Genomic DNA, 19686 nt, shown 5'->3' with positions numbered 1-19686 from the left:
TAAGACAGCAAATACAAATCTGACTGTCACATGAAGGAGGAGGTCCGTCATGACGGGACTTGCCAAAGAACAATTCGAACGAACCGGTTATTACGTGATTAAAGGATTATTTACGGAAGAAGAAGTGGACCTGTATAAAGAAACGGCACGCGGTATTCTGCAGCAAAGGGACGTACGCAAGGAAGGCGTATATCTAGGAATGACCGCTGCCAGCCCGATTTTCAAACAAGCGGTTGCCCATCCGGTGCTGGTCGCCGCATTGAAGCAAATTATCGGGGAGCAAGTCATATTTATGAACGACAAGCTCGTATTCAAAAACGCTTCCGTCGACTTCGGCTCGCCTTGGCATCAAGATTATCCTTATTGGAAAGGGAGCCATAAAATATCCGTATGGATTGCGCTCGACGACGCTTCACCGGAGAACGGCTGCCTAAGAGTCGTTCCCGGTTCGCACCTGCTGGGCGCGGCTCGCCACGGCGGCGATACAACGGACGGGCTCGGCTTTCAAAATCGGCTTGATGATGCGGATATCTCCGCTCAAGACATTGTCGATCTGGCGGCACTCCGGGGGGATGCGATCATTTTTCACGATTTGTTGTATCATGCTTCCTATCCCAATAGCTCAGGCAAGGACAGGTGGGCTTTGATTGCCACTTACAAGGACGGGGCGCAGGAAGATCCCGAATATGCATGGGCAACAGCGGCGTTTCAAGTCGGATAAGCAGCAGCCCCCACAGCCGTGAGGTCTGGATCGGATTTTACGGGGTCTTGACCGATAAATGGAACCTCCATCTAAATTCACCATAATCGAGCCCAAAAAGCAAATCCCCATCCAGGCTTGGCACATTCTTGAACGCCCGAAAGGGCATCAAATACGGGGTTGGTTCGGTGAAGAATTTAAGGCTGCAGATTAGAGAACTGAATCCTCAATGGAGGGCGCAAGCTCTCCTCTTCCTGTAGTAGCCCCTTTCATCAAAACGGACGTTCCGCAAAGAGTTCCTCTGTACAGGTCCGTAGTAATTTTTCGCTGCCGGTCAGCCGCAAGAGTTAGCTCATAAAGGCAACGGGGCGCCTCAACAGGTACATTCATGCGGACCGGCAGCAATTTGCCTCCCATCGGCGCCAAATGGGCAAACGCTTACATTTCTCTTCATCGAAGCAGGCTTTCTCTACCTATTAGGACCTCGACGAGCAAATGCCTGCCGCTAAGCAGGCATTTCCCGAAACATAACCCTCGCATACATCTCGTACAGCCATACAACCTTACTTCTCTTTCGACGTTCCCGCTTGTGCCGTCTCGGAGTCTCTCTTGTTGCCCGGCTGGCTCCGCTTGCCGTTGTTGTTCGCCTGATTGCGGCTCATAGGGTCCACTTCCTTTCGAATTGGTCCAAGCCCGATTAGTGTATGGAAGCTTCGACCAAATATACATCCCCGCCGAAGCCGGGTGCGCCGCATTATAGCCGTACGTCAAGCGCCGTCTCCGACGCATCGGCATACACGAGAGGCGGAACACAGGATGAACCCCATTGAATCACGGGACAATTGCAACGCAATTGCGATGCTATCGCGGTGCGACCGCCGCACGAGCGCCTGGCCAGCACAGCAAGAAATCGCGGACAAGGCGTTCGCGTACAAAAAGTTCCGCCCGGCACAGCACTCGTCCAGACCGCGGGCCTTCCGGAAGCATAAGGTATTACGGGAGGTGAAGGAGCAGCCATGAACAAACCCTTTGTGGGCATACTTGTGGGCGATGCATGGTACCGGCGCATACCCAGCGGACGCATGTATCATGAATCGCTTCCCCATTACGAACAGGCCGGCAGGCTTCATGGAGTTACGCCTTGCTTTTTCCGGCTGAGGGACATTCGTCCCGGACAGCCTGTCGTCAGCGCTTATGTGCATACGCAGACCGGATACAAACGGATCACGATCCCGGTTCCGAACGTCATTCACAACCGGACGCTGTACACGAAGAAACGTCCGAAACGCGCGATCCAGGAGCTCGTTCAGGACGGCAAGTTCATATTTAACGAGTGGAACCGTTACGGAAAAGGGTATATTCACCAACTGCTCATGATGTCCCCGTCTCTCCGTCCGCACTTGCCGGTGACCCGCGAAGCGACCCCGGCCGTGATCAAAGAAATGATGGCGGCATATCCGCTGCTTATCCTGAAGCCGAACAGCAGCAGCATCGGCATGGGCATTATGAAGCTGGAGCGTACCGCACACGGCTGGCTGCTCCACGGCGCCACCCGCAGCGGCAAGGCGATCGCATTCAAGCAGCGGCTCCCTGCGATTGCCCGGCGCAAGCTGAAGGCGCGGCCTTATCTCGTCCAGCAGTTGCTGCCGCTTGCCACCTACCACGGCAAACCGTTCGACCTGCGCGTAACCGTGCAGCGAGGCGAAACCGGGGAGTGGCAAGTAAGCGGCATTGCCGCCAAAGTCGCCAAACTAGGCGCCTTTCGCACCAACGTAGCGCAAGGCGGAGTCGTCCGTACGCTGAAGGAGGTGCTGGAGCCGTATCCGCAGTTGAACCCCGGTATCGTTCAGCGCGATCTGTGCGACTTCTCGATCCGTGTCGCGAGGCAGTTGAGCGAGCATTTGACCCATCTGGCGGATATCGGCCTCGACGTCGGCTTGACGGAGTTCGGTTTTCCCATGTTCATTGAATGCAATGGGAGGGATTTGAGGTACAGCTTTCAAAAAGGCAATATGCCGGATATGTTTCAGATGACGTATTCCAATCCGATCGGTTACGCCAAATATTTGCTCGAATCGGAGCGCACCGGACAGCCCTGACACGTTCCCGGCAAAAAGCGGCCGGCCTTCCTCCGGTCTCCGCGCGAACTGCCGGGCCATGCCGAACCCGGACACCGGGAGAGCGCTGCTCTTCCGGTGTCTGCCGTTCCGGCGAAAGACTCATCCGTGCATCGATGCATGTATGAGGCATACCATAGCCATGGGGCGGACCCCCTTCATGTGACGCATTGCACCGTGCCGGGAGTTTCACGCTTGTGCGGCAAGCCGGCTTCCCCCGTCTCCCTCGGGACCTTCCCTCTTCGCTGCTGCGCAGCCCGCCCGCCGGATTTGCCGGTTTCCTATGCTTTTGTATATGCAGCCCGCCCTCATCGGTGAAAGGACAAGCTCCCCGGCGACAGCAATATGCACGCCAAGACCCATGGGATTGGCGCTCATTAACGGTACCTTAATCAGGAATTATTAGGCGTTTTATCGCACGGAATGGAGACGGACCTGCAGCCCCAGACGGCTCATATCGTCAAAAAAAGTCGGGCACGTCTTGGACACGCAGCCCGGATCGAGCAGCCGGATGCCCGGCACCCTGGCGCCGATCAAAGCGAGCGACATCGCCACCCGGTGGTCGTCGTACGTCGGAAGTACGGCCGCGGACGGAATTCCCGGATGAATCGTCATGCCGTCTTCGCGCTCGTCGACCCGGATGCCCAGCTTGCCGAGCGATTCGCAGATCGCCGCGATCCGGTCGCATTCGTGAGTCCGGATATGAGCGACGCCGGTAATCGTGATCGGCGCATCGGCAAACGGCGCGATCGCAGCCAGCGTCATCGCCTGATCGGACATCTCCTTCATGCTGATCTCGAATCCGCCGCGCAGACGCGGAGCGCCCCAGAGCTCCACCGCTCCGCCGTCCAGGCCGACCCGGCAGCCCATCCGCCGAAGCAGTCCGGCGAAGCCGATATCCGGCTGGCGGGTCCGGGGATCGAGATTGGCGATCCGGATATAACCTCCGGTCAGGGCGGCAAAGGCCAGCGGATAACAAGCGGTCGAGGCGTCCGCTTCGATCGATAACGTCTGCCCTCTGTACCGCCGGGGCCGGACCACGAAGCGGTCGAAGCGGTCCCCGTGCGTTACCGGTACTCCGAAACGCTCCATAAGCTCGATCGTAATGCGGACATAAGCGTGCTGCACGATGCCGTCCGGCACGACGATTTTGGTCTCTTCAGCCGCATAAGGGCTCGCTATCAGCACGCCGCTCAGAAATTGGCTGGAGACGGACCCGGACAAGGAAACCGCCCCGCCTCTCAGCCGTTTCCCCGCAATCTCAATCGGAAGCTTGCCCTCCTCGTCCGCGTACCGGATCTCCGCCCCCATCGCCCTCAGTGCCGTAACGAGCGGTGCGATCGGCCGTTCCCGAAGACTTCGGCTGCCTTCCATCCGCCACAAGCCGCCCTCATCGCCGGCCAGAAGGCCGGGCAAAAAACGGGCGACCGTTCCCGCTGCTCCCGCATACAAAGCGGCCTTGCGGTTAGGCCACACCCCTCCTGTTCCCTCGATCCGGATGTCCTCCCCGGTCGTATCCGCCTTTACGCCAAGCCGGCGCAACGCGTTCAGACACCAGTACGTATCGTCGCTTCGCAGCGCATTGCCGATTACCGAGCTCCCGTCCGCCATGGCGGCCATAAGAAACACCCGGTTCGTGACGCTTTTGCTGCCGGCGACGATCCATTCCGGCTGATGAACAGCCCCTACAGGCGGATGAAGCTCCGCTTCCGCCGCACCCTGAAGCCCGGACCACGGCGATCTCGCCTCCATATCCCCGTCTGTATGATTCATGCCCACTCATCCTCCCCATGTGTAATGGGACAGACGCGCCGATCCCGTTTCCCGTCCCCGCTCTCCGGAATTCGCTACAGCATTCGGCGCGTTGTCATTGTGTTTGATTATAAAGAGGAGTATGATAAATGAAAAATTGATGTTATGGATATTTGTCATAGAGGTGTTCTATATCATGAGTGCTATCGATCAGTATAAAGTGTTTGAGCTAGCCGTCCGGCTCGGAAGCATAACGAAAGCAGCCGAGGAGTTGTACATGACGCAGCCGAGCGCCAGCTATGCGATCCGGCAGCTCGAAGAGCAGCTCGGTGTGAAGCTGCTCGTCCGCAGATCGAAAGGGGTCGACGTGACGGAGGAAGGCCGGGTGCTTCACCGGTTCGTGGAGCAGGCGTTCGGGCTGCTGCAGGCCGGGGAACGGAAAATCGGGGAAATGAAATCGTATATGTCGGGCATCGTCCGGCTCGGCGCAAGCGATTCGTTGTGCAAGCATTACTTGCTGCCTTTCCTCGAATCGTTCCGAAGCGGGAGGCCCGGCATCCGGATCATCTTGTCGCATGGCAAAAGCGAAGAAATCATGACGCGTCTGGCCGCAGGCTCGATTGATTGCGGCATGATCCACCTGCCGGCCCGGGAAGACTCGCTCGTTGCCGCCCGCCGCGGCATTCAGGACTGCTTCGTCGCAGGACCAGCCTTTGCTCATCTCGCCTCGTCCCCGGTCTCGCTGCACGAGCTCGTGCGGGAGCCGTTCGTCCTGCTGTCGGCGGGGAGCCGGACGCGTTCCTTTTTCCACTCCTACCTGCAGACGCACGGGCTAAGCCTGGAACCGGATATCGAGCTTAGCAGCGTCGATCTGCTCGTCGAATTCGCCGTCAAAAATATGGGCGTCGCCTTCGTTACCCGCGATTTCGTCAGCAAAGAACTGGAATCGGGAGCTCTGCTTGAGATCCGCGCCCGCGAACCGATTCCAGCCCGCTCGATCGGGGTCGTCTCGGCTCCGCAGCAGTCGTTGTCGCTGGCCGCCGCACTGTTCGTCCAGCAGTTATCCCAGCATATCGGCGATTCGACAGAAGAAGATCTATCGAACGAATCGTAAAACCCGTTAGATCCGCCCGCGAGTTTGGGGGCGCTGTGAGCATATAGTATACGTAAGTGTCAAAAAGTCCGGTTTTCAGCACCGAGAAGATGGGATGAAGCTAGGAAATGAGGAGCGGAGCGTAGTGCGAGCTTTTGTGAGCACCGGAAGTTCCGGCTGAATGCCATATTCGATGTCGAGCTGGCTTCCTGATCGGCTTCGTGATCAAAAGTGGGCTTTTTGAACAACCTCTATACGACATATGCCTGATGGGATCGTAAAACGGTGCAGGGAGGTTCTCCGATTGCCGCCAAAAAAACGAAAAAAGCCAGTGTCGTCACCACCCCTCCGACTCAAGCGTCTCCGGTCCAAGAGAACGGGCCGCATTCATGCAAGAAAGGCGGGAGCAGCAGGCGGAAGCAGGAAGAAATCGCTTGCGCACAAGCGCCGGATCGCAGCAAAAGGGCAGCGCCGCTTCAAACGTGATCGTCTGCCCGCCAAACGGCGAAGCCGTCTCTCCCCGGTCCGGGTGCGGGAAACCCGCCCCGCCATTCATGTGCCGAGTCTGGAGCTGCCGGAGGTTTCCCGTTACGATCCGGCCTCCGTCTCTGCCGGGACTCCCGGGAAAAAGCTGAATATTTTGTATCTGGTCCATCAGTTTTATCCCGAAGCGTACACCGGCACCGAGAAATTCGTCCTGACGATGGCCAAGTCGATGCTCGCCGGCGGTCATCGCGTTAAAGTCGCGACCTACAGCGGAGGCGAGCCGGATACGTTTCCTCACACGCACGGCGAGGTCGTCTACCGGGAATACGACTACGATGGAGTGCCGGTGATCGCCTATCGGCACAAGAGCCTTGACCCGGCCCGATCATTCGGGATCGGGCATCCGGATCTCGCCTCCTTCGCGGATGAACTTATCACTGAGGAGCAGCCGGATCTTCTCCATATCGGGCATCCTATGCGCGCGATGGAGTTCATCCAGGCGTGCTTGCGGCTCGGCGTGCCTTACGTGATCACTCTAACGGACTTCTGGTTTCTGTGTCCGAAAGGGATTATGCTGCATACAAGCCGCAACCTGTGCGCAGGCCCGGAGCAAGGCGCCGCCTGCCTTCAGCATTGCCAGATTCCGGGCGTCGAGCAGCGGTTCGCCACGCATATTCCTCTGCTGCAAGCCGCACGTAAAATTTTGTCCCCGTCGGCCTTTCTCGCCTCGATGATGAAATATTCGCTGCCGGACCTGAAGGTGGAAGTATTGAACCACGGCATCCATCGTGATCCGGCGCTCGGAAACAATAAAACTTACAAGCGCGGCGACGCTTTGACGTTTTTTTACGGTGGCTCGCTGAACGATCACAAAGGCGTTCATCTCCTGCTCGAGGCGATGGCCCTCGTCCCGTCCAAAAAGCTGAAGCTGAAAATCTACGGCTCCGGACCGGCCGCTTATACGGAAAGGCTGCAGCTCGAAGCGGCCAAAGACCGCCGTGTGGAGCTGTGCGGTCTCTATACCGAAGACGAGATCCCGGGCATTTATCAAAATGCCGATGTGGCGATCGTTCCGTCAGTCTGGTACGAAAATTATCCGCTGGTGCTGTACGAGGCGTTATCGTTCAACGTCCCGGCTCTCGTCTCGAATGCCGGCGGCATGGCGGAGAAAGTGAAGGACGGAGTGAACGGCTATACGTTCCGTCTCGGCGACGCGGCCCACCTCGCTTCGCGAATCCGGACGCTGCTTAAGAACCCGGCCTTGCTGAACACGTTCAAGGCGAACCTGACAAACGACCCGATCCCTACAATGGAGCAGGAAGCGCAGGCATACGAGAGCATCTACTATTCGTGCGCCAGATGAGCGGTCGGATCTTTCGTCCGCCGCCAGGCCGCCGCCGCATGATGGAATACCGTCCCGGGTCAAGCAGAGACGGGGGCTTTCCCCGAAGTCATTTTGCGATTAAATATTCATGTCCTGCTTCAAGCCGACGTTCCTCGAAAAAAAAGGACCTCAGCCCTCACGTTACCGTGAAGTTGAGGTCCTTTCGTTTGGATATCAGGACGTTCCCTTGTCATCCGACACTTTTGGGATATTCTCTTTGTTTGTTTTCTTCGTTATTTATCGTTAATTATAAGGGTTAGTCGTTGTTAATCGTTGGTAGTTGTTGTTAGTCGTTGTTGTTCAGTCGTTCTCATCGTCCGCTCTCTCGTCGTCCGTATGACCGCCGTCCGGTTTCCGGCTGCTATCGTACTTGGCCCGCTTCTCCTTGAGCAGGCGAAACATCTCGAGCGAATCCCGCACGTGCTGAGCTTCCTCTTCCGTCAGCTCTTCCACTTCGCCGTCGAAGTATACTTTCGCCTTACCCGGTCCGGAGGCCGCTCCGCCGCCCGTCTCCCCTGTAAGCAGCCAATCGATCGAGACATTGTACAGAATGGACATCTGGTGCAGAATCTCGTTATCGGGCTGGGATTTATCATTTTCGTACTTGGATATTGTCGTAAAATTAAGGCCGAGACTGTCAGCCACTTGCTGCTGGGTGAGCCGCTTGCTGTTTCTGGCGCTTTTCAATCTCGCACCGAAAGTCATTACTTATCACCTCGACTTTCAGTATAAAAGATTTGAATTTTCTTCAATACACTATTGAAGATTATTCAAGACATGGGTTATAATTTGAAATATATGCAATGGAAAATATTGATTGGGATGAAAGGAGGTGTAAATTACGTGATCGCCGCTTATAATACTCCCGTCATCGTGACGATTCTGATCCTCGGTATAATCGGATTTGCCTATTCCATCCGGGCAGAGATGCGTTACCGGGAAAAAATGCGCAAGGAGATGGAGGAAATCCGCCGGACTCCCCGAACCTAATTTAGGTACGATTATATTGAATTGAATACTAGGATGATGATCGCCTGCGGACGGCGGCCGCTGCTTGCAGGGGCCGGACCGCAGCCCATTCCGATACCGCTAGGGGGAAGACGATGCAGTTCTATTACAGCAGGCGGGCACGCGAGCACGAAAGCGCATACCATCACGACGATCCCGCTTGCCGAAGCGAACTGGTCGAGTTGGAACGCTGCATGCAAGGCGCCCTGAACGGGTGCGATGTGCTGGAGATCGCCTGCGGCGCCGGTTACTGGACGGAGCGCGCAGCCGCGGCGGCCAGACGGGTGACGGCTACCGACATGACGATGGAATCGCTGGATATCGCCATCGCCAGAGACTTATCGCCGGACAAAGTCCGCTTTATCCGCGCCGACGCCTTCGCGCTCGAGAAAGTACCCGGCCCTTTCAATGCAGGCCTGGCTGCCTTCTGGCTGTCCCATGTTCCCAAATCCCGGCTGAACGACTTTTTGGACGGCTTCCATGCCCGGCTTGATCCCGGGGCTGTCGTATTCATGGCCGACCATAGTTACGTCGAAGAGGCCGGTGGCGAGTTGTTCCAACGCGAAAGCGAGGAAGACACGTACAAGCTGAGAACGCTGTCCGATGGCACCAGGCAAGAAATAATAAAAAACTGCTACCGCGCAGACGATCTCATCGGCTTGTTCACCCCGCGTGCAACCGAACTGCAGGTGCAAGTGTCTTCGTGCTTCTGGTGGGTGCGCTACCGGCTCCCTTAACCAGACGTCCGTCTTTTGTATACCAAGTATGTATAGCCGAAGCTGTTATACTCGTCCGCCTTCACTTCTTGCCGCGACACCTCGGTCCATTCCGATGCATGGAATTCGGGAAAATAGGCATCTCCTTCAAACTCCGCATCGATAACCGTTACATACAACATATCCGCTACCGGCATAAACAACCGGTATATTTGTTCCCCGCCTATAATAAACAGCGGGGAATTTTCGTCTCCCGCATAACGCTCCAGCACGTCCTCGGCCGATCCCGCAATCTCGCAGCCCGGAGCCGCATAATCATTGTCCCGCGTCAGAATCACGTTCCTTCTCCCCGGCAGCGGTCGTTTCATATCCTCATAATTCAGCCTGCCCGATACGACCGTGTGCCCCATCGTCACCCGCTTGAAATATTGCTGCTCGGCTGGAAGCCTCCACGGGATCGTGTTGTTCACGCCGATAACCCGGTTACGATCCATCGCTGCGATCATCGCGATTCCGGTCCCTCCCGGCCGCTCCCGGAGCTTTCTTCCGATCGTCCGGAGCGTCTCGCCGCCTTCCTCTGTCATCATCGATCTCCCCCTCTGCCCAAGTCGCGTAGCCGCCTTCACGACAGCATCCGTTCATCGCTCCCGACGGCTTGGAAGATAAACGACAAGGCTGCCGCCGTCCCGATCGGAAACAGCCTCGTCTCCGGCTCGAGCCCCGGCAGCGCCGCCACCAGCCCAGCCCCCTCGCCGATCAGCTCCCGCAAGGTCGGCTTGCGCCCGGACGCTTCGGCCACCTGCTGATCCGTCATCGCAATCACTCCGCACACCTCGTCCTCCTTCAGCTCGGAAAGCGGCCCGGCCAGAATTGCCCTATAGATCACGATCTGGTAGCGGCGGCCTTCGCGCGGGCTTCCCGGCGGATGAATCATCTCGTACCAGACATAAGGAGCGGGACGATCAGAGACGGCGATCTCCGACACGACACCCGCAGACGATACCCGGAACGTGCGCTCCGCATGACGCAGCTCCACTTCGGCCCCGATCTCCTCGCGAGCTTCTCGCTCCGCGCATTCCGTCAGCGACTCCCCGGGCTCCAGGTGCCCGCCAATACCGGCAAAAAACCGTTCGCCTTCCTCCATCCGGTGTCTCGACCCGGCTACGAAAAACAGCAGCCTGCCGCTGCGATCCCGTAGCGCAAGTCCCGTCCCGATCTCCGCCTCTTCCGGCATCAGCTCCAGAATCGCCGGAACGTGGGTCAGGTCTCGATCCGGCTGGTGCCCCGGGTCATTCTCGGGGGGGGGGGCCGCTAGTTCGTCCTTCGTTTGTTCTTCTTCCGGTTCGTTCTTCGGTTCGTATTTCGGTTCGTATTTCGGTTCGTCCTTCTGTGCATCCTTCGGTCCGCGCTCCGGTATGCCCGCAAGTTTGTTATCCGGTTGGTCCGCCCGCTGATCCCCCTCTTGGCCCACCGTCCGTTCCAATTTGTTCATACCCCGTCCCCTTCCTCCTCAGCCAAATCCTGATCTTCTCACCCTCCTATCTTACCATATCCATCCGCCTGTTTTAGCGGTTACATAAACTTCTGCAGATGCCGAACAAGCTGCCGATTACGGTGTGAGCGTTTACGATAAGGGAGTAGGCACAGGGGGGGGCCAAGACTTTCAAGGTGAAAAACAAACGCGAACTGCAAGTCTGCAGCCGGAGCCGTATTCCGAACACGAGATGCAGGAGCTGGACCAAGCTCGCTTCGTGAGGGTTCGGTCGCCCGTCTTTCCCTTCGGTTGTGGTACAATGTGTGGAAACGCCAGACAGAGGGGATGAAGGCTATGAAGCATGAAGTATTCGATATTTTCGACGAACAGATGAACATCATCGGCACCGCCACGCGTGCAGACACGCATAAGAACGGATACTGGCACCAGACGTTCCACTGCTGGATCGTCACCCCGAGCAGCGAAGGACCTTGTCTCCTGCTCCAGAAACGCCACCCCGGCAAAGATACGCATCCGGATAAATACGACATTACGAGCGCAGGGCATCTGCTGGCCGGAGAAACGGTGGAGGACGGCGTGCGGGAGCTGGAAGAGGAGCTCGGTCTTCGGGTCCGCTTCGACGAGTTGATCCCGATCGGGACGATTCCGGTCGAGATCCGCTACCGGGATTTGATCGACCGCGAGTTTTACCATACGTTTCTGTACGGCTGCATCCAGCCGTTGGAAGCATATACTCTGCAGCCGGACGAGGTTGTGGGGCTTGTGAAGGTGCTCGCGGCCGACGCCTCCCGCCTGTTCGAAGGCGAGATCGATTCAATCGGTGCAAGCGGAATCGAGACCGGAGCGGACGGGCATCCCCGCGAAGTTGCCCGACAGCTGTCCCGCGACGATTTCGTACCGCACGGGGCGGCGTATTACCGCCATATATTGGGCGCGGTACGGCGTCACTTTTCGTAAAAGGTACCGGTGCGCGACGACCGGTAGCACGATGCCAGCGGAAGCCGGTGCTTCCACGCTGGCTGATCCTGGTCGGGATTCCGGGACGGCGTTCCTGGGCCGGCGATGCTGAGACCGTGCTTCCGGAACGGCGTTCCCGGGTCAGCGACCCTGCCAGTGTCTTCCGGAACGGCGTTCCCGGATCAGCGACCCTGCCGGTGTCTAGCACTTATCGTACTGATCAGCGGTCCGCACGCCGATAAGCCGTCATCGTACTCCACAGCAAAAGGTACAGCAAATACAGCCCCAGATAGCTGCCGAATAGAAGAAACGCCCAGCTTTCGAACACGCGGTGCACCTCCGTCGCATACACCGTTCCGTGCGCCCGGATATCTTGAACCGCAAACGCGGACAAGATGCCGAAGCCGAAGGCGCTCACAAGCGCCAGCGCATCGAGCAGCGCCTCCAACAGGCCGGACATCCGCCGGAGCATAACGAACAGCACCGGTACGACCAGCGTCCCAACGACGATTAACAGTTTCATCTACCATCCCACACTCCCTGCCGCTTTTGCATTCAGCATGGACAGAAGCGGCCGGAAGGATACATGCAGGAAAAGAAATGTTCGGTCGGCGGTCCAATCGGATTCTACTTCTCATCGAGTCAGCAAACGGCCACGTTGTCAGACTTGGTAGTCTCCGTGGTCTTGGCAGTCTCTGTAGTCTTGACGGTATGATCGGTATGATCGGTCTGATCGGTCTTCACAGTCGTCGCCGTCTGCGGGTCTTCACGGTCTAGCGTTCGGCGCTACGAACAGCTGTCGCCGAGCGGCGTGGGATGTTTCTCAGCGTCTTGACCAAGTCACCTCTGCGCTCTTCCCTTTCTTCGCCTTCTTCCCCGCCATCGCACCTTACCGTTTTTTACCGTTCTAGCAGCGATTCATCCGCTCACTCGTACAATTCACGAATATAACGGACACTCCTTCTCCATAAATCGCAGCAGCTCTTCAAACAGGATATAATGTCCCTGCAGCATCTCTTCGTACGTGTATCTGGGGCCGGGAGCGTCAAGCCCCATGTTCGACTCGAACGTCATCGACAATCCGCCGCTGACGTGGTGCAGCGCCGAAGTCAGATTAAACGAAGGCGGAGCGCCGGCCTCCTCCCCGATTCCCCGTCCATGGATCGCTTTGAACGGAATTCCTTTCGCCCGGTATGCTTCAGCCAGCAAATCGACCAGACGGTTTTGTTTCTTCTCGATAAAAGGCGGGACGTAAGCGGTCGGCAAAAGATGGTTGACCGAATTGGAACCGCCGTGCAGAAGCACGGTCGCGTCTGCCGCTTCCCGGTCGATCAGCTCCATCAGCCGTTTCGTTTCTTCCGCCATCGGCGAGAAGAAGTTGTCGTGCATCAAATTAATGCCGTCATCGTTAAAATAGCCGCCGAGAAAATCGACCGCGTCCGCGATCGGATGCACCGCCTTGCACCCCGGCCAGCCGCACAGCGTGCCATCCTTCCAAGTACCTTGGACGTAATAACGCATGTCGGCGAAAGGCATGCCTACGAGCGTATCGAAAGGAATGCGCGCCCGGCCGTCGGGATTCATGCACGGGATGAGCACAAGCCGAAACCGCCCGGCAGCACAGCGAGACAAATACGCACTCTCCTTCCCGTCCCAATCGGAGCCGGTTTCCAGCAAACGGATCAGATTCAAGACGGCAACCACGCCTTCCAGCTCTCCGCCGTGAACGCCCCCTACGATCGAGATGACGGGTTTATGGTTCCTGCTCTTCTGCGCATAAGCCGATACATCGCCGACCCCGCAAGCGGAGTTGTAGTTCGCTTTTCTGCCAAAGTTTTGCTTCTCCCCGTAGGAGACGGCATAGATGTTCCTGCCGCCGGCCGAACGGGCAAACGTCTCGACCTGCCCCCGTTTGACGAGGGACAACGTTTGCTCCACATGCTCCAGACTGCTTTTCCAATACGTCGGAATCGTTTGCGAATCGCCCATTCGTGAGCCTCCGGTATCTACTTATTTTTTCTTGGCCGCTTCCGCTTCGGCAATCGCTTTATCCGCCGCTTCCTGGGCTTCCCTCAGCAGCGTATTGATATCTTTCGATCCTGTCGCGAGTCCCGCCGCCGTCCCGTTGAACAACCCGTCGATGATCGCATTGTATTCATGCGGAGGAATCATTTTGGCCGGCTTGACCGCCAGCGCGCCTTGAATGTTTTTGCCTTTCAGCACTTCCATGTCGGCACCGAAATCTTTACGGATCGTTTCGTCCGCCAGAGCGGTCAAACGCCCGCCCCGATTGATTTTCTTTTGCACTTCGGGCGAAGTGAAAAACTGAATGGCCAGATAAGCATCTTCCTTATGCTTGCTCGTCTTGGATATTCCCATCATTTTGGCGCCGGGATGAATCGTAACGCCGGGCAGGTCCTCGAAGGACGGCATGCCAGCAATATCGTAGTTCATCTGAATGTTGCCCGCCTGCATCGCGCTCGGTATGTCCGTCAGCCAGTTCGCCATCATCGCTACGGTCCGGTCTTTCAAGAAATCCGCGCCTTTGATCGGAAACTCGTTATTCACCACCACGCCCGGAATTTCATAAAAGGGCTTGATCAGCTCCAGGATCGACTTGTGGTTGTCCCGGTTCAGCAGCGCCTTTTTAGTCGACGGGTCGTAGATGGGCATCGTTTTCGTACCGGAGAATACGTTCGGATTCGGAGGCACGAAGCCCCGGTATTGGACGCCTGCATCGATGAACGTAAGTCTTCTCGACAGCTCGAGCAGCTCTCCCCAGGTCATCCCGTCCTTCGGATAAGGAACCCCTCTTTTGTCGAAAATGTCCTTGTTGTAAAACAAAGCGTAATGATTCAGATCGAAAGGCACCCCGTACAGCTCTCCCTTGGAACCGAGTTCGATGATCCAGTCGATATTCGGCTTGGAGAACGCGTTCAGATCGATCGGATGGTCTTTGTTTTTGATCATCGCGCTCATATCGTACGGAATGTCCAAATCTTTGAATGTGCTGTACCTGACGTTGGCGACGTAAAACAGATCCGGAAATTCCCCCGAAGCCGCCAATTGGGCCGGGTCCGTCCGATCGAGCTTCATCGTAATGTGCGGGTATTTCGCCTTCAAAGGCTGAAACAGCAGTTCTTCGAATTCCCGGTCGCTCATCGAAAGCCAATAAGGAACGAGCTTCAGCTCCACCGGCTCCTTCGGCTTCGTATCGGCCGGGCTGCGGGCCGTCTCGCCTTCGGCGTCCCCCGTCTTTCCTCCTCCGCAACCGGCCAGCATGGCCGCAGCAAGGATGGCGCACATCGCAGCCCCCTGTTTTTTCATTCGACATCTCCCCTATTTGTTGTTTTCACCGGTTTTTTTTCGGCTGGGCGGCGTTCAAATAATTTTACAAATAAAAGATGATTTTGAAGTGTATGCGATTACACAAATAATCGTTTTCTTCATGCTTCACCGCTAACGCATCCGCCAAGCCGAACCGCCGCACAATTCCCGCCCGCTGCAATCCGCATTCCCGGGAGGTCGTCGCTCCTCAAGCATACAACACCCCCGATAGCAGAAACCGGTTTAAAAATTGCATAATCCGCTCATTCCGGCGGGACGTACCGTTTGGCTGCGCCCAGTCTGTATTGATGCGGGGGAACCCCGTATTTGGCTTTAAAGGTCCGAATGAAATGAGACGGCGAGTGAAAACCCGTCTCTTCGCTGATCGCTTCGACGGACTTCGGGGTGTGCAGCAGCAGGCGCGCCTGGTCCAGTCTTTTTTCTGTTATATATTCGTGAATGCTCTTCCCGGTTTGCCGGCGAAACAGCTTCGACATATAGCTCACCGAAAAATGCAGCTCCTCTGCCAGCCGGTCCAATGTATACCGCTCCTTGTAGTGGGCATCGATCCATTTCAGGATACTGCCGATGTGCTGCGTCGTACGCAGCGGTTTGACCGGTTTGCCTGCCTCGGCATTCGGCATAACGGTTGTGACCAAGTTAACGAAAAAGGTGAACAGAAACAAAATAACGGCCTCTTCCTGAAGCTGGCGGCTGCCGGGCGTCTGCAAAATATCGTTTAAGTTGCGAAACTTTTCATGGAGCTGGGCGTGCTGGGCTTCGTTTAACCCGAATATTTGACTGCTCCCGTCGTCGTTCAAAAAACCGGAGATCAGGTCGTGGCACTGGGGGAAAACGGACGCGCACTGCTCCATGAAGATCGGCTTCACTTTAATGAGCGAGCACGTATATTTCGGCGGTACGTCCATGCGGATGTAATGAAGCTGAAACGGTTTAAAAATAAGCAAAGTACGGGGATGAACGGCATAAAAGCGATCGTCAAGAATGACTTGGCCGCTGCCTTCATACACATACAAGATTTCGATCCCTTGGTGAGTATGAAAATAATATGCGGATTCGGACATCTCATCCCGGGTGGACAAATATTGAAAAAAGTAGAGCTCGTTTTCCAGCGCTCTCGCTACGATCATACGCGGCCCCCTCTCCTATACGTTCCAATATTACACGTAGCTGCACCCATCTCCTTCCCCACGCCCGACAAATTCAACAGCATCATTCCTGTTAGTAAGAAAAGCCGTCCGCTAAAAGCAGTCGTGTTGTCTTCATGTGGGTGGTATGGCTAACGAACCCGGCATTCGTTATCAGAGCCGAATCCGGACGTTGAATTTGTAACGAACTCTTGTATGGTTATTCCCCGCAAATCGGATCGTTTTTTCCGCTTTCGGTTCGATAACGATGCCTGGATTCATTACGACTGGAATAACGTCGTTTTTCAGCCATAAGCACGATCCGATTCGTTAGTCATCGAACCCGAGTATACGTTCACTAGCGCCAAGTATGAAAACCCCTTACCTTTAGCACGGTAAAGAACCTAAACTTACTGGCAGATTAAAAAAAACAGCCGAATCCCATTCGGCTGTCTGTCACATCCATCGCATGTTTGATTAAACCGGCCACGCTTCCTTGCGGTAAGCCATGTCCCAGAACTGGTACTCGTACTGGCTGCTGATCAGGAACTGCCGCTCCATCCGCGTCCGATCGGCTTCCGTCACGCCTTCAGCGATCCGGTCGAGCCGGTCGACCTGCTCCTGCACGAGATCGCGGAACCAGTCGCCGCCATATGCGGCAATCCATTCGCGATAGATCGGCTCCTCAGGTGTCGCGCCCTGGAGCCTTTCGCCAATCTCGTAGTACAGCCAGTAGCAAGGTAGGATCGCCGCCATAATATCTCCGAAATGGCCGGTATAAGCGGCACGCAGCAAGTGCGACGTATAGGCGTACGCCGTCGGCGCAGGCTGGAACGCCGCCCGCTCTTCGTCGGTAATGCCGAGCATGCCCGAAAATTTCTCATGCATCGAAAGCTCTGCGCCGTAGGTGCCCTGAACGTGGACGGCCATCCGGCTCGACGTATGCAGATCCGGCGCCTTCGCCGCTCCGAGCGCCTGCACTTGCGCGTAGCAAGCCAAATAATAGGCGTCGTTCATCATATAATGCTTGAACCGGTCGAGCGGCAGGCTACCATCGGCAATCCCCGTTATGAACGGATGGGTAAAGCTGGCTTGCCAGCTTGCATCCGCGGCTTCTCTCAGACGTTTGGAAAACAACATAAGATTCTCCTCCTTCTCTATCTTACATCCGTAATATCGACGTACGGAAACAAAATTCCCGCTGCATAAGCCGCAGCGCATAAAGCGGCGGCCGCTGCGACGAAGAACAAGTCTACGGTGCCGAAGCCGACAACGTAGTAATACGTCCGGCGGCCGTTTCCGGCAAACCGCTTCGCCTCCATCGCGACGGCGATCCGCTGGGCGCGCCGGATGCTTTGGGCCAGCATCGGAACCGAATAAGCTTTCATTTTCCGGTACAGTCCCTTCAGCCCCTTCTCCCGGCCGACGCCCCGGACCGCCAGCGCGTGACGAAGCGTCTGAAACTCCTCGAACATGATCGGCAGCAGCCGCATCGCGGCCATGAAGCTATAGGCGTATTTGGGCGGCACTTTGCACTGCTGCATCAGCGAGTAAAACAAGAACACGGGCCGCGTCGTAAGCGCGAACAGCAGTCCGACGAAGGCGAAGCACAGCGACTTGAGGCCGATCTGGACGCCCCGGAAGAAGCTTTCCTTCGTAATATGGATCAGCCCGAAGTCCCACCAGGTCGTTTCCCCTTTACCGTAAAACATCATCGACGTCGTCGACGATACGAACAGCAGCAGGGCAGGCAGCGAGAACAGCGCCATTCGTTTCCACGGATGGCCGCTTGCCGCGACGTAGCCGAGCAGCGTAACGGCCGTAACGTTCAGCATCACGCTCGGGTTATGCGTAAACAGGACGAACATGAACAAGGTCAGGCAAAACAACAGTTTGAGAGACGGGTTCACCCGGTGGAGCCACGTTTCCCGGTAAGAAAACTCGATATTCACGGTTAGCGGCTCCCTCCTCTCTGAACGAGTTCCGATTCCTTCTCCGGAAGTGCCTCTGCCGCTGCCGGCTCTGCCGATTCTGCCGCCTCGGCGAGCTGCCGCGTCCCGCGCAGATCGTGCTCCAGCCGTCCGTCGCGAACTTCCCAGATCCGGGTGGCGAACCGGCTTACAATATCCGGATCGTGCGTCACCATCACAATCGCGGTCCCTTGTCTGCGCCATGCTTCCAGCCGTTCCAGCAATGCGAACGTATTTTTCGCATCCTGACCGAATGTCGGTTCGTCCAGCAGCAGGATGCGCTGCTCCTTCACGATCGCCGAGGCGACGCTGAGACGGCGTTTCTGCCCGAGCGACAGTTGAAACGGATGATTGTCCTTCCGCTGCGTCAGATCGAAGTCCGCCAGCAGCCCGGACGTTTTCGCTTCCACCTCGGCTTCCGGCCGCTTCTCCTGCCGGAGCGAGAAGGCGACCTCGTCATAAACCGAGTTGGTGACGAATTGAAACTCGGGATTTTGGAACACGAAGGCGATCTCGGCCGATAACTCGCGTGTCTGCTCCGCCGGCCTGCCGTTCAGCTCGTATCCGCCGGCCGTCTGAAGCAGCCCCATCAAGCCGAGAAGCAGCGTGCTTTTGCCCGCCCCGTTGGGACCGGTTACGGCGATCCATTCGCCAGCGGACACTTCCGCCGATTCCACGTACTGCTTCCGCTTCTTGCCGCGCCATACCTCGAACCGGTCGAGTCGGATGAGCGGCCCGGCCGAAGCCGCTTCCGGCTCTTCGGTCCATGGCGCATAACGGCCGCTGCGGATATAATCGTCCCAGACGCCGGGGTACCAGATTCCGTCTTCGGCGAGGCGATGACCGTAATTGGCGAATAGATCCGCCGCCGGGCCGTCCGCCGTAATCTCCCCCGATTTGCCGAACAGGACGACGCGATCGATATAATCGACGATCTCGTCGATCTTATGCTCGACGATGATGACCGTTTTCCCTTCCCCCGCCTTGCGGATCGTCTCCCATACCTGCTTCGTCCCTTCCGGATCGAGCAGCGCGGTCGGCTCGTCGACGAAGAGCACGTCGGGCTCAAGCGCCAGCGCGCTTGCGATCGCGAGCCGCTGCTTCATCCCTTGGGACAGCGCCGCTATTGGGGTGTGCAGCTCCTCAAGCTCCAATCCGACCTGACTGAGCAGCGCGCCCATCCGCTGCTTCATCTCTTCGCGCGGAACGAGCAGATTTTCCAGGACGAAGGCAAGCTCCTCATCGACAAAGGGCATGCAAAACTGCGTATCCGGATCTTGAAAAACGAACGCCCACCGCTCCGGCACGACGATCAGGTGGGCCGTCACCGGCACGTCCACCGCCCGCGGGATTAACCCGGACAGCACCTGCAGCAGCGTCGATTTGCCGCATCCGCTAGGTCCGAGCAGCAGCACCTTTTCCCCGCGCTTCACCTCAAACGACAAGTCCCGGAACGTCAGCGCCGGCGCGCCGGGAAATTTAAGCCTTAGCTGTTCGACTCCCGCCGCAGCGTTCATGCAGAATCACTCCGAT

At 56.9% G+C, this 19686-nt stretch carries 18 protein-coding genes; 7 read left to right on the top strand and 11 right to left on the bottom strand.

Features of this window, described 5'->3' with window-relative positions; translation table 11 throughout:
* Positions 1 to 49 precede the first annotated feature (49 nt).
* Both PV433_RS28570 and PV433_RS28565 read left to right on the top strand, forming a co-directional pair.
* The gene (locus PV433_RS28570; RefSeq protein ID WP_190924327.1) at positions 50 to 721 is read left to right on the top strand and encodes a phytanoyl-CoA dioxygenase family protein; all 672 of its coding nucleotides are present in this window, start codon (positions 50 to 52) and stop codon (positions 719 to 721) included.
* A gap of 995 nt (positions 722 to 1716) precedes the next feature.
* Positions 1717 to 2799 (top strand): YheC/YheD family endospore coat-associated protein, encoded by a 1083-nt coding sequence (locus PV433_RS28565; RefSeq protein ID WP_332075408.1) that lies wholly within the window; start codon positions 1717 to 1719, stop codon positions 2797 to 2799.
* 429 nt (positions 2800 to 3228) lie between these two features.
* On the opposite strand, the gene aroA is transcribed toward PV433_RS28565, so the two are convergent.
* Positions 3229 to 4590: a 3-phosphoshikimate 1-carboxyvinyltransferase gene (gene aroA / locus PV433_RS28560; RefSeq protein ID WP_332075407.1), complete on the bottom strand. Its 1362-nt coding sequence runs from the start codon at positions 4588 to 4590 to the stop codon at positions 3229 to 3231.
* A 175-nt stretch (positions 4591 to 4765) separates the two neighbouring features.
* Between aroA and PV433_RS28555 the strand changes: the two genes are divergently transcribed.
* Together PV433_RS28555 and PV433_RS28550 are read left to right on the top strand one after the other, a co-directional pair.
* Positions 4766 to 5683, top strand: coding sequence for a LysR family transcriptional regulator (locus PV433_RS28555; RefSeq protein WP_332075406.1), 918 nt, complete (start codon positions 4766 to 4768; stop codon positions 5681 to 5683).
* 283 nt (positions 5684 to 5966) lie between these two features.
* Entirely contained in the window at positions 5967 to 7511 is a 1545-nt protein-coding gene (locus tag PV433_RS28550; RefSeq protein WP_332075405.1) for a glycosyltransferase family 4 protein, read from the top strand.
* A 321-nt stretch (positions 7512 to 7832) separates the two neighbouring features.
* Here PV433_RS28550 and PV433_RS28545 read toward each other — a convergent pair whose 3' ends face one another.
* A complete protein-coding gene (locus PV433_RS28545) occupies positions 7833 to 8237 on the bottom strand; it encodes a helix-turn-helix domain-containing protein (protein ID WP_332075404.1) in 405 nt (134 codons plus the stop codon).
* 138 nt (positions 8238 to 8375) lie between these two features.
* Here PV433_RS28545 and PV433_RS28540 point away from each other — a divergent pair, with 138 nt between their 5' ends.
* On the top strand, positions 8376 to 8522 hold the full coding sequence (locus tag PV433_RS28540; protein ID WP_190924316.1) for a hypothetical protein: 147 nt from the start codon (positions 8376 to 8378) through the stop codon (positions 8520 to 8522).
* A 113-nt stretch (positions 8523 to 8635) separates the two neighbouring features.
* Positions 8636 to 9277: a class I SAM-dependent methyltransferase gene (locus tag PV433_RS28535; RefSeq protein ID WP_332075403.1), complete on the top strand. Its 642-nt coding sequence runs from the start codon at positions 8636 to 8638 to the stop codon at positions 9275 to 9277.
* Here the strand turns inward: PV433_RS28535 and PV433_RS28530 are convergent.
* A complete protein-coding gene (locus PV433_RS28530; RefSeq protein ID WP_332075492.1) occupies positions 9274 to 9762 on the bottom strand; it encodes a dihydrofolate reductase in 489 nt (162 codons plus the stop codon). The two genes, PV433_RS28535 and PV433_RS28530, sit on opposite strands and share 4 nt — an antisense overlap.
* Before the next feature lie 116 nt (positions 9763 to 9878).
* On the bottom strand, positions 9879 to 10748 hold the full coding sequence (locus PV433_RS28525) for an NUDIX domain-containing protein (RefSeq protein WP_332075402.1): 870 nt from the start codon (positions 10746 to 10748) through the stop codon (positions 9879 to 9881).
* Between the two features lie 336 nt (positions 10749 to 11084).
* Between PV433_RS28525 and PV433_RS28520 the strand changes: the two genes are divergently transcribed.
* The gene (locus tag PV433_RS28520; protein WP_332075401.1) at positions 11085 to 11708 is read left to right on the top strand and encodes an NUDIX hydrolase; all 624 of its coding nucleotides are present in this window, start codon (positions 11085 to 11087) and stop codon (positions 11706 to 11708) included.
* Positions 11709 to 11928: 220 nt separating this feature from the next.
* On the opposite strand, the gene PV433_RS28515 is transcribed toward PV433_RS28520, so the two are convergent.
* The 7 genes from PV433_RS28515 to PV433_RS28485 all read right to left on the bottom strand — a co-directional run bounded on the left by PV433_RS28515 (position 11929) and on the right by PV433_RS28485 (position 19670).
* Positions 11929 to 12231 carry a transposase gene (locus PV433_RS28515; RefSeq protein WP_332075400.1) on the bottom strand — a complete coding sequence of 101 codons (303 nt, stop codon included), beginning with the start codon at positions 12229 to 12231 and terminating at the stop codon, positions 11929 to 11931.
* Positions 12232 to 12647: 416 nt separating this feature from the next.
* A complete protein-coding gene (locus PV433_RS28510; protein ID WP_332075399.1) occupies positions 12648 to 13697 on the bottom strand; it encodes a M14 family zinc carboxypeptidase in 1050 nt (349 codons plus the stop codon).
* Positions 13698 to 13718: 21 nt separating this feature from the next.
* The gene (locus PV433_RS28505) at positions 13719 to 15035 is read right to left on the bottom strand and encodes an ABC transporter substrate-binding protein (RefSeq protein ID WP_332075398.1); all 1317 of its coding nucleotides are present in this window, start codon (positions 15033 to 15035) and stop codon (positions 13719 to 13721) included.
* A gap of 263 nt (positions 15036 to 15298) precedes the next feature.
* Positions 15299 to 16186, bottom strand: coding sequence for a helix-turn-helix domain-containing protein (locus tag PV433_RS28500; protein WP_332075397.1), 888 nt, complete (start codon positions 16184 to 16186; stop codon positions 15299 to 15301).
* 474 nt (positions 16187 to 16660) lie between these two features.
* Positions 16661 to 17323 (bottom strand): thiaminase II, encoded by a 663-nt coding sequence (gene tenA, locus PV433_RS28495; protein ID WP_332075396.1) that lies wholly within the window; start codon positions 17321 to 17323, stop codon positions 16661 to 16663.
* 17 nt (positions 17324 to 17340) lie between these two features.
* Complete coding sequence (locus PV433_RS28490) at positions 17341 to 18135, bottom strand: energy-coupling factor transporter transmembrane component T family protein (protein WP_332075395.1); 795 nt, start codon at positions 18133 to 18135, stop codon at positions 17341 to 17343.
* 2 nt (positions 18136 to 18137) lie between these two features.
* On the bottom strand, positions 18138 to 19670 hold the full coding sequence (locus PV433_RS28485; RefSeq protein WP_332075394.1) for an ABC transporter ATP-binding protein: 1533 nt from the start codon (positions 19668 to 19670) through the stop codon (positions 18138 to 18140).
* Between the last annotated feature and the right edge of the window lie 16 nt (positions 19671 to 19686).

It is taken from the genome of Paenibacillus sp. GYB004 (assembly GCF_036577605.1).
In the GTDB taxonomy this organism is placed as follows: domain Bacteria; phylum Bacillota; class Bacilli; order Paenibacillales; family NBRC-103111; genus Paenibacillus_AB; species Paenibacillus_AB oceani.
This window is presented reverse-complemented; position numbering and strand designations above follow the sequence as displayed.

Bases quoted from the DNA above. Each gene is read 5' to 3' on its own strand.
- PV433_RS28485 (WP_332075394.1), bottom strand. From the start codon at position 19,670: ATGAACGCTGCGGCGGGAGTCGAACAGCTAAGGCTTAAATTTCCCGGC.
- aroA (WP_332075407.1), bottom strand. From the start codon at position 4,590: ATGAATCATACAGACGGGGATATGGAGGCGAGATCGCCGTGGTCCGGG.
- PV433_RS28545 (WP_332075404.1), bottom strand. From the start codon at position 8,237: ATGACTTTCGGTGCGAGATTGAAAAGCGCCAGAAACAGCAAGCGGCTC.
- PV433_RS28565 (WP_332075408.1), top strand. From the start codon at position 1,717: ATGAACAAACCCTTTGTGGGCATACTTGTGGGCGATGCATGGTACCGG.
- PV433_RS28530 (WP_332075492.1), bottom strand. From the start codon at position 9,762: ATGATCGCAGCGATGGATCGTAACCGGGTTATCGGCGTGAACAACACG.
- PV433_RS28520 (WP_332075401.1), top strand. From the start codon at position 11,085: ATGAAGCATGAAGTATTCGATATTTTCGACGAACAGATGAACATCATC.
- PV433_RS28570 (WP_190924327.1), top strand. From the start codon at position 50: ATGACGGGACTTGCCAAAGAACAATTCGAACGAACCGGTTATTACGTG.
- PV433_RS28505 (WP_332075398.1), bottom strand. From the start codon at position 15,035: ATGAAAAAACAGGGGGCTGCGATGTGCGCCATCCTTGCTGCGGCCATG.
- PV433_RS28510 (WP_332075399.1), bottom strand. From the start codon at position 13,697: ATGGGCGATTCGCAAACGATTCCGACGTATTGGAAAAGCAGTCTGGAG.
- tenA (WP_332075396.1), bottom strand. From the start codon at position 17,323: ATGTTGTTTTCCAAACGTCTGAGAGAAGCCGCGGATGCAAGCTGGCAA.
- PV433_RS28525 (WP_332075402.1), bottom strand. From the start codon at position 10,748: ATGAACAAATTGGAACGGACGGTGGGCCAAGAGGGGGATCAGCGGGCG.
- PV433_RS28535 (WP_332075403.1), top strand. From the start codon at position 8,636: ATGCAGTTCTATTACAGCAGGCGGGCACGCGAGCACGAAAGCGCATAC.
- PV433_RS28515 (WP_332075400.1), bottom strand. From the start codon at position 12,231: ATGAAACTGTTAATCGTCGTTGGGACGCTGGTCGTACCGGTGCTGTTC.
- PV433_RS28500 (WP_332075397.1), bottom strand. From the start codon at position 16,186: ATGATCGTAGCGAGAGCGCTGGAAAACGAGCTCTACTTTTTTCAATAT.
- PV433_RS28555 (WP_332075406.1), top strand. From the start codon at position 4,766: ATGAGTGCTATCGATCAGTATAAAGTGTTTGAGCTAGCCGTCCGGCTC.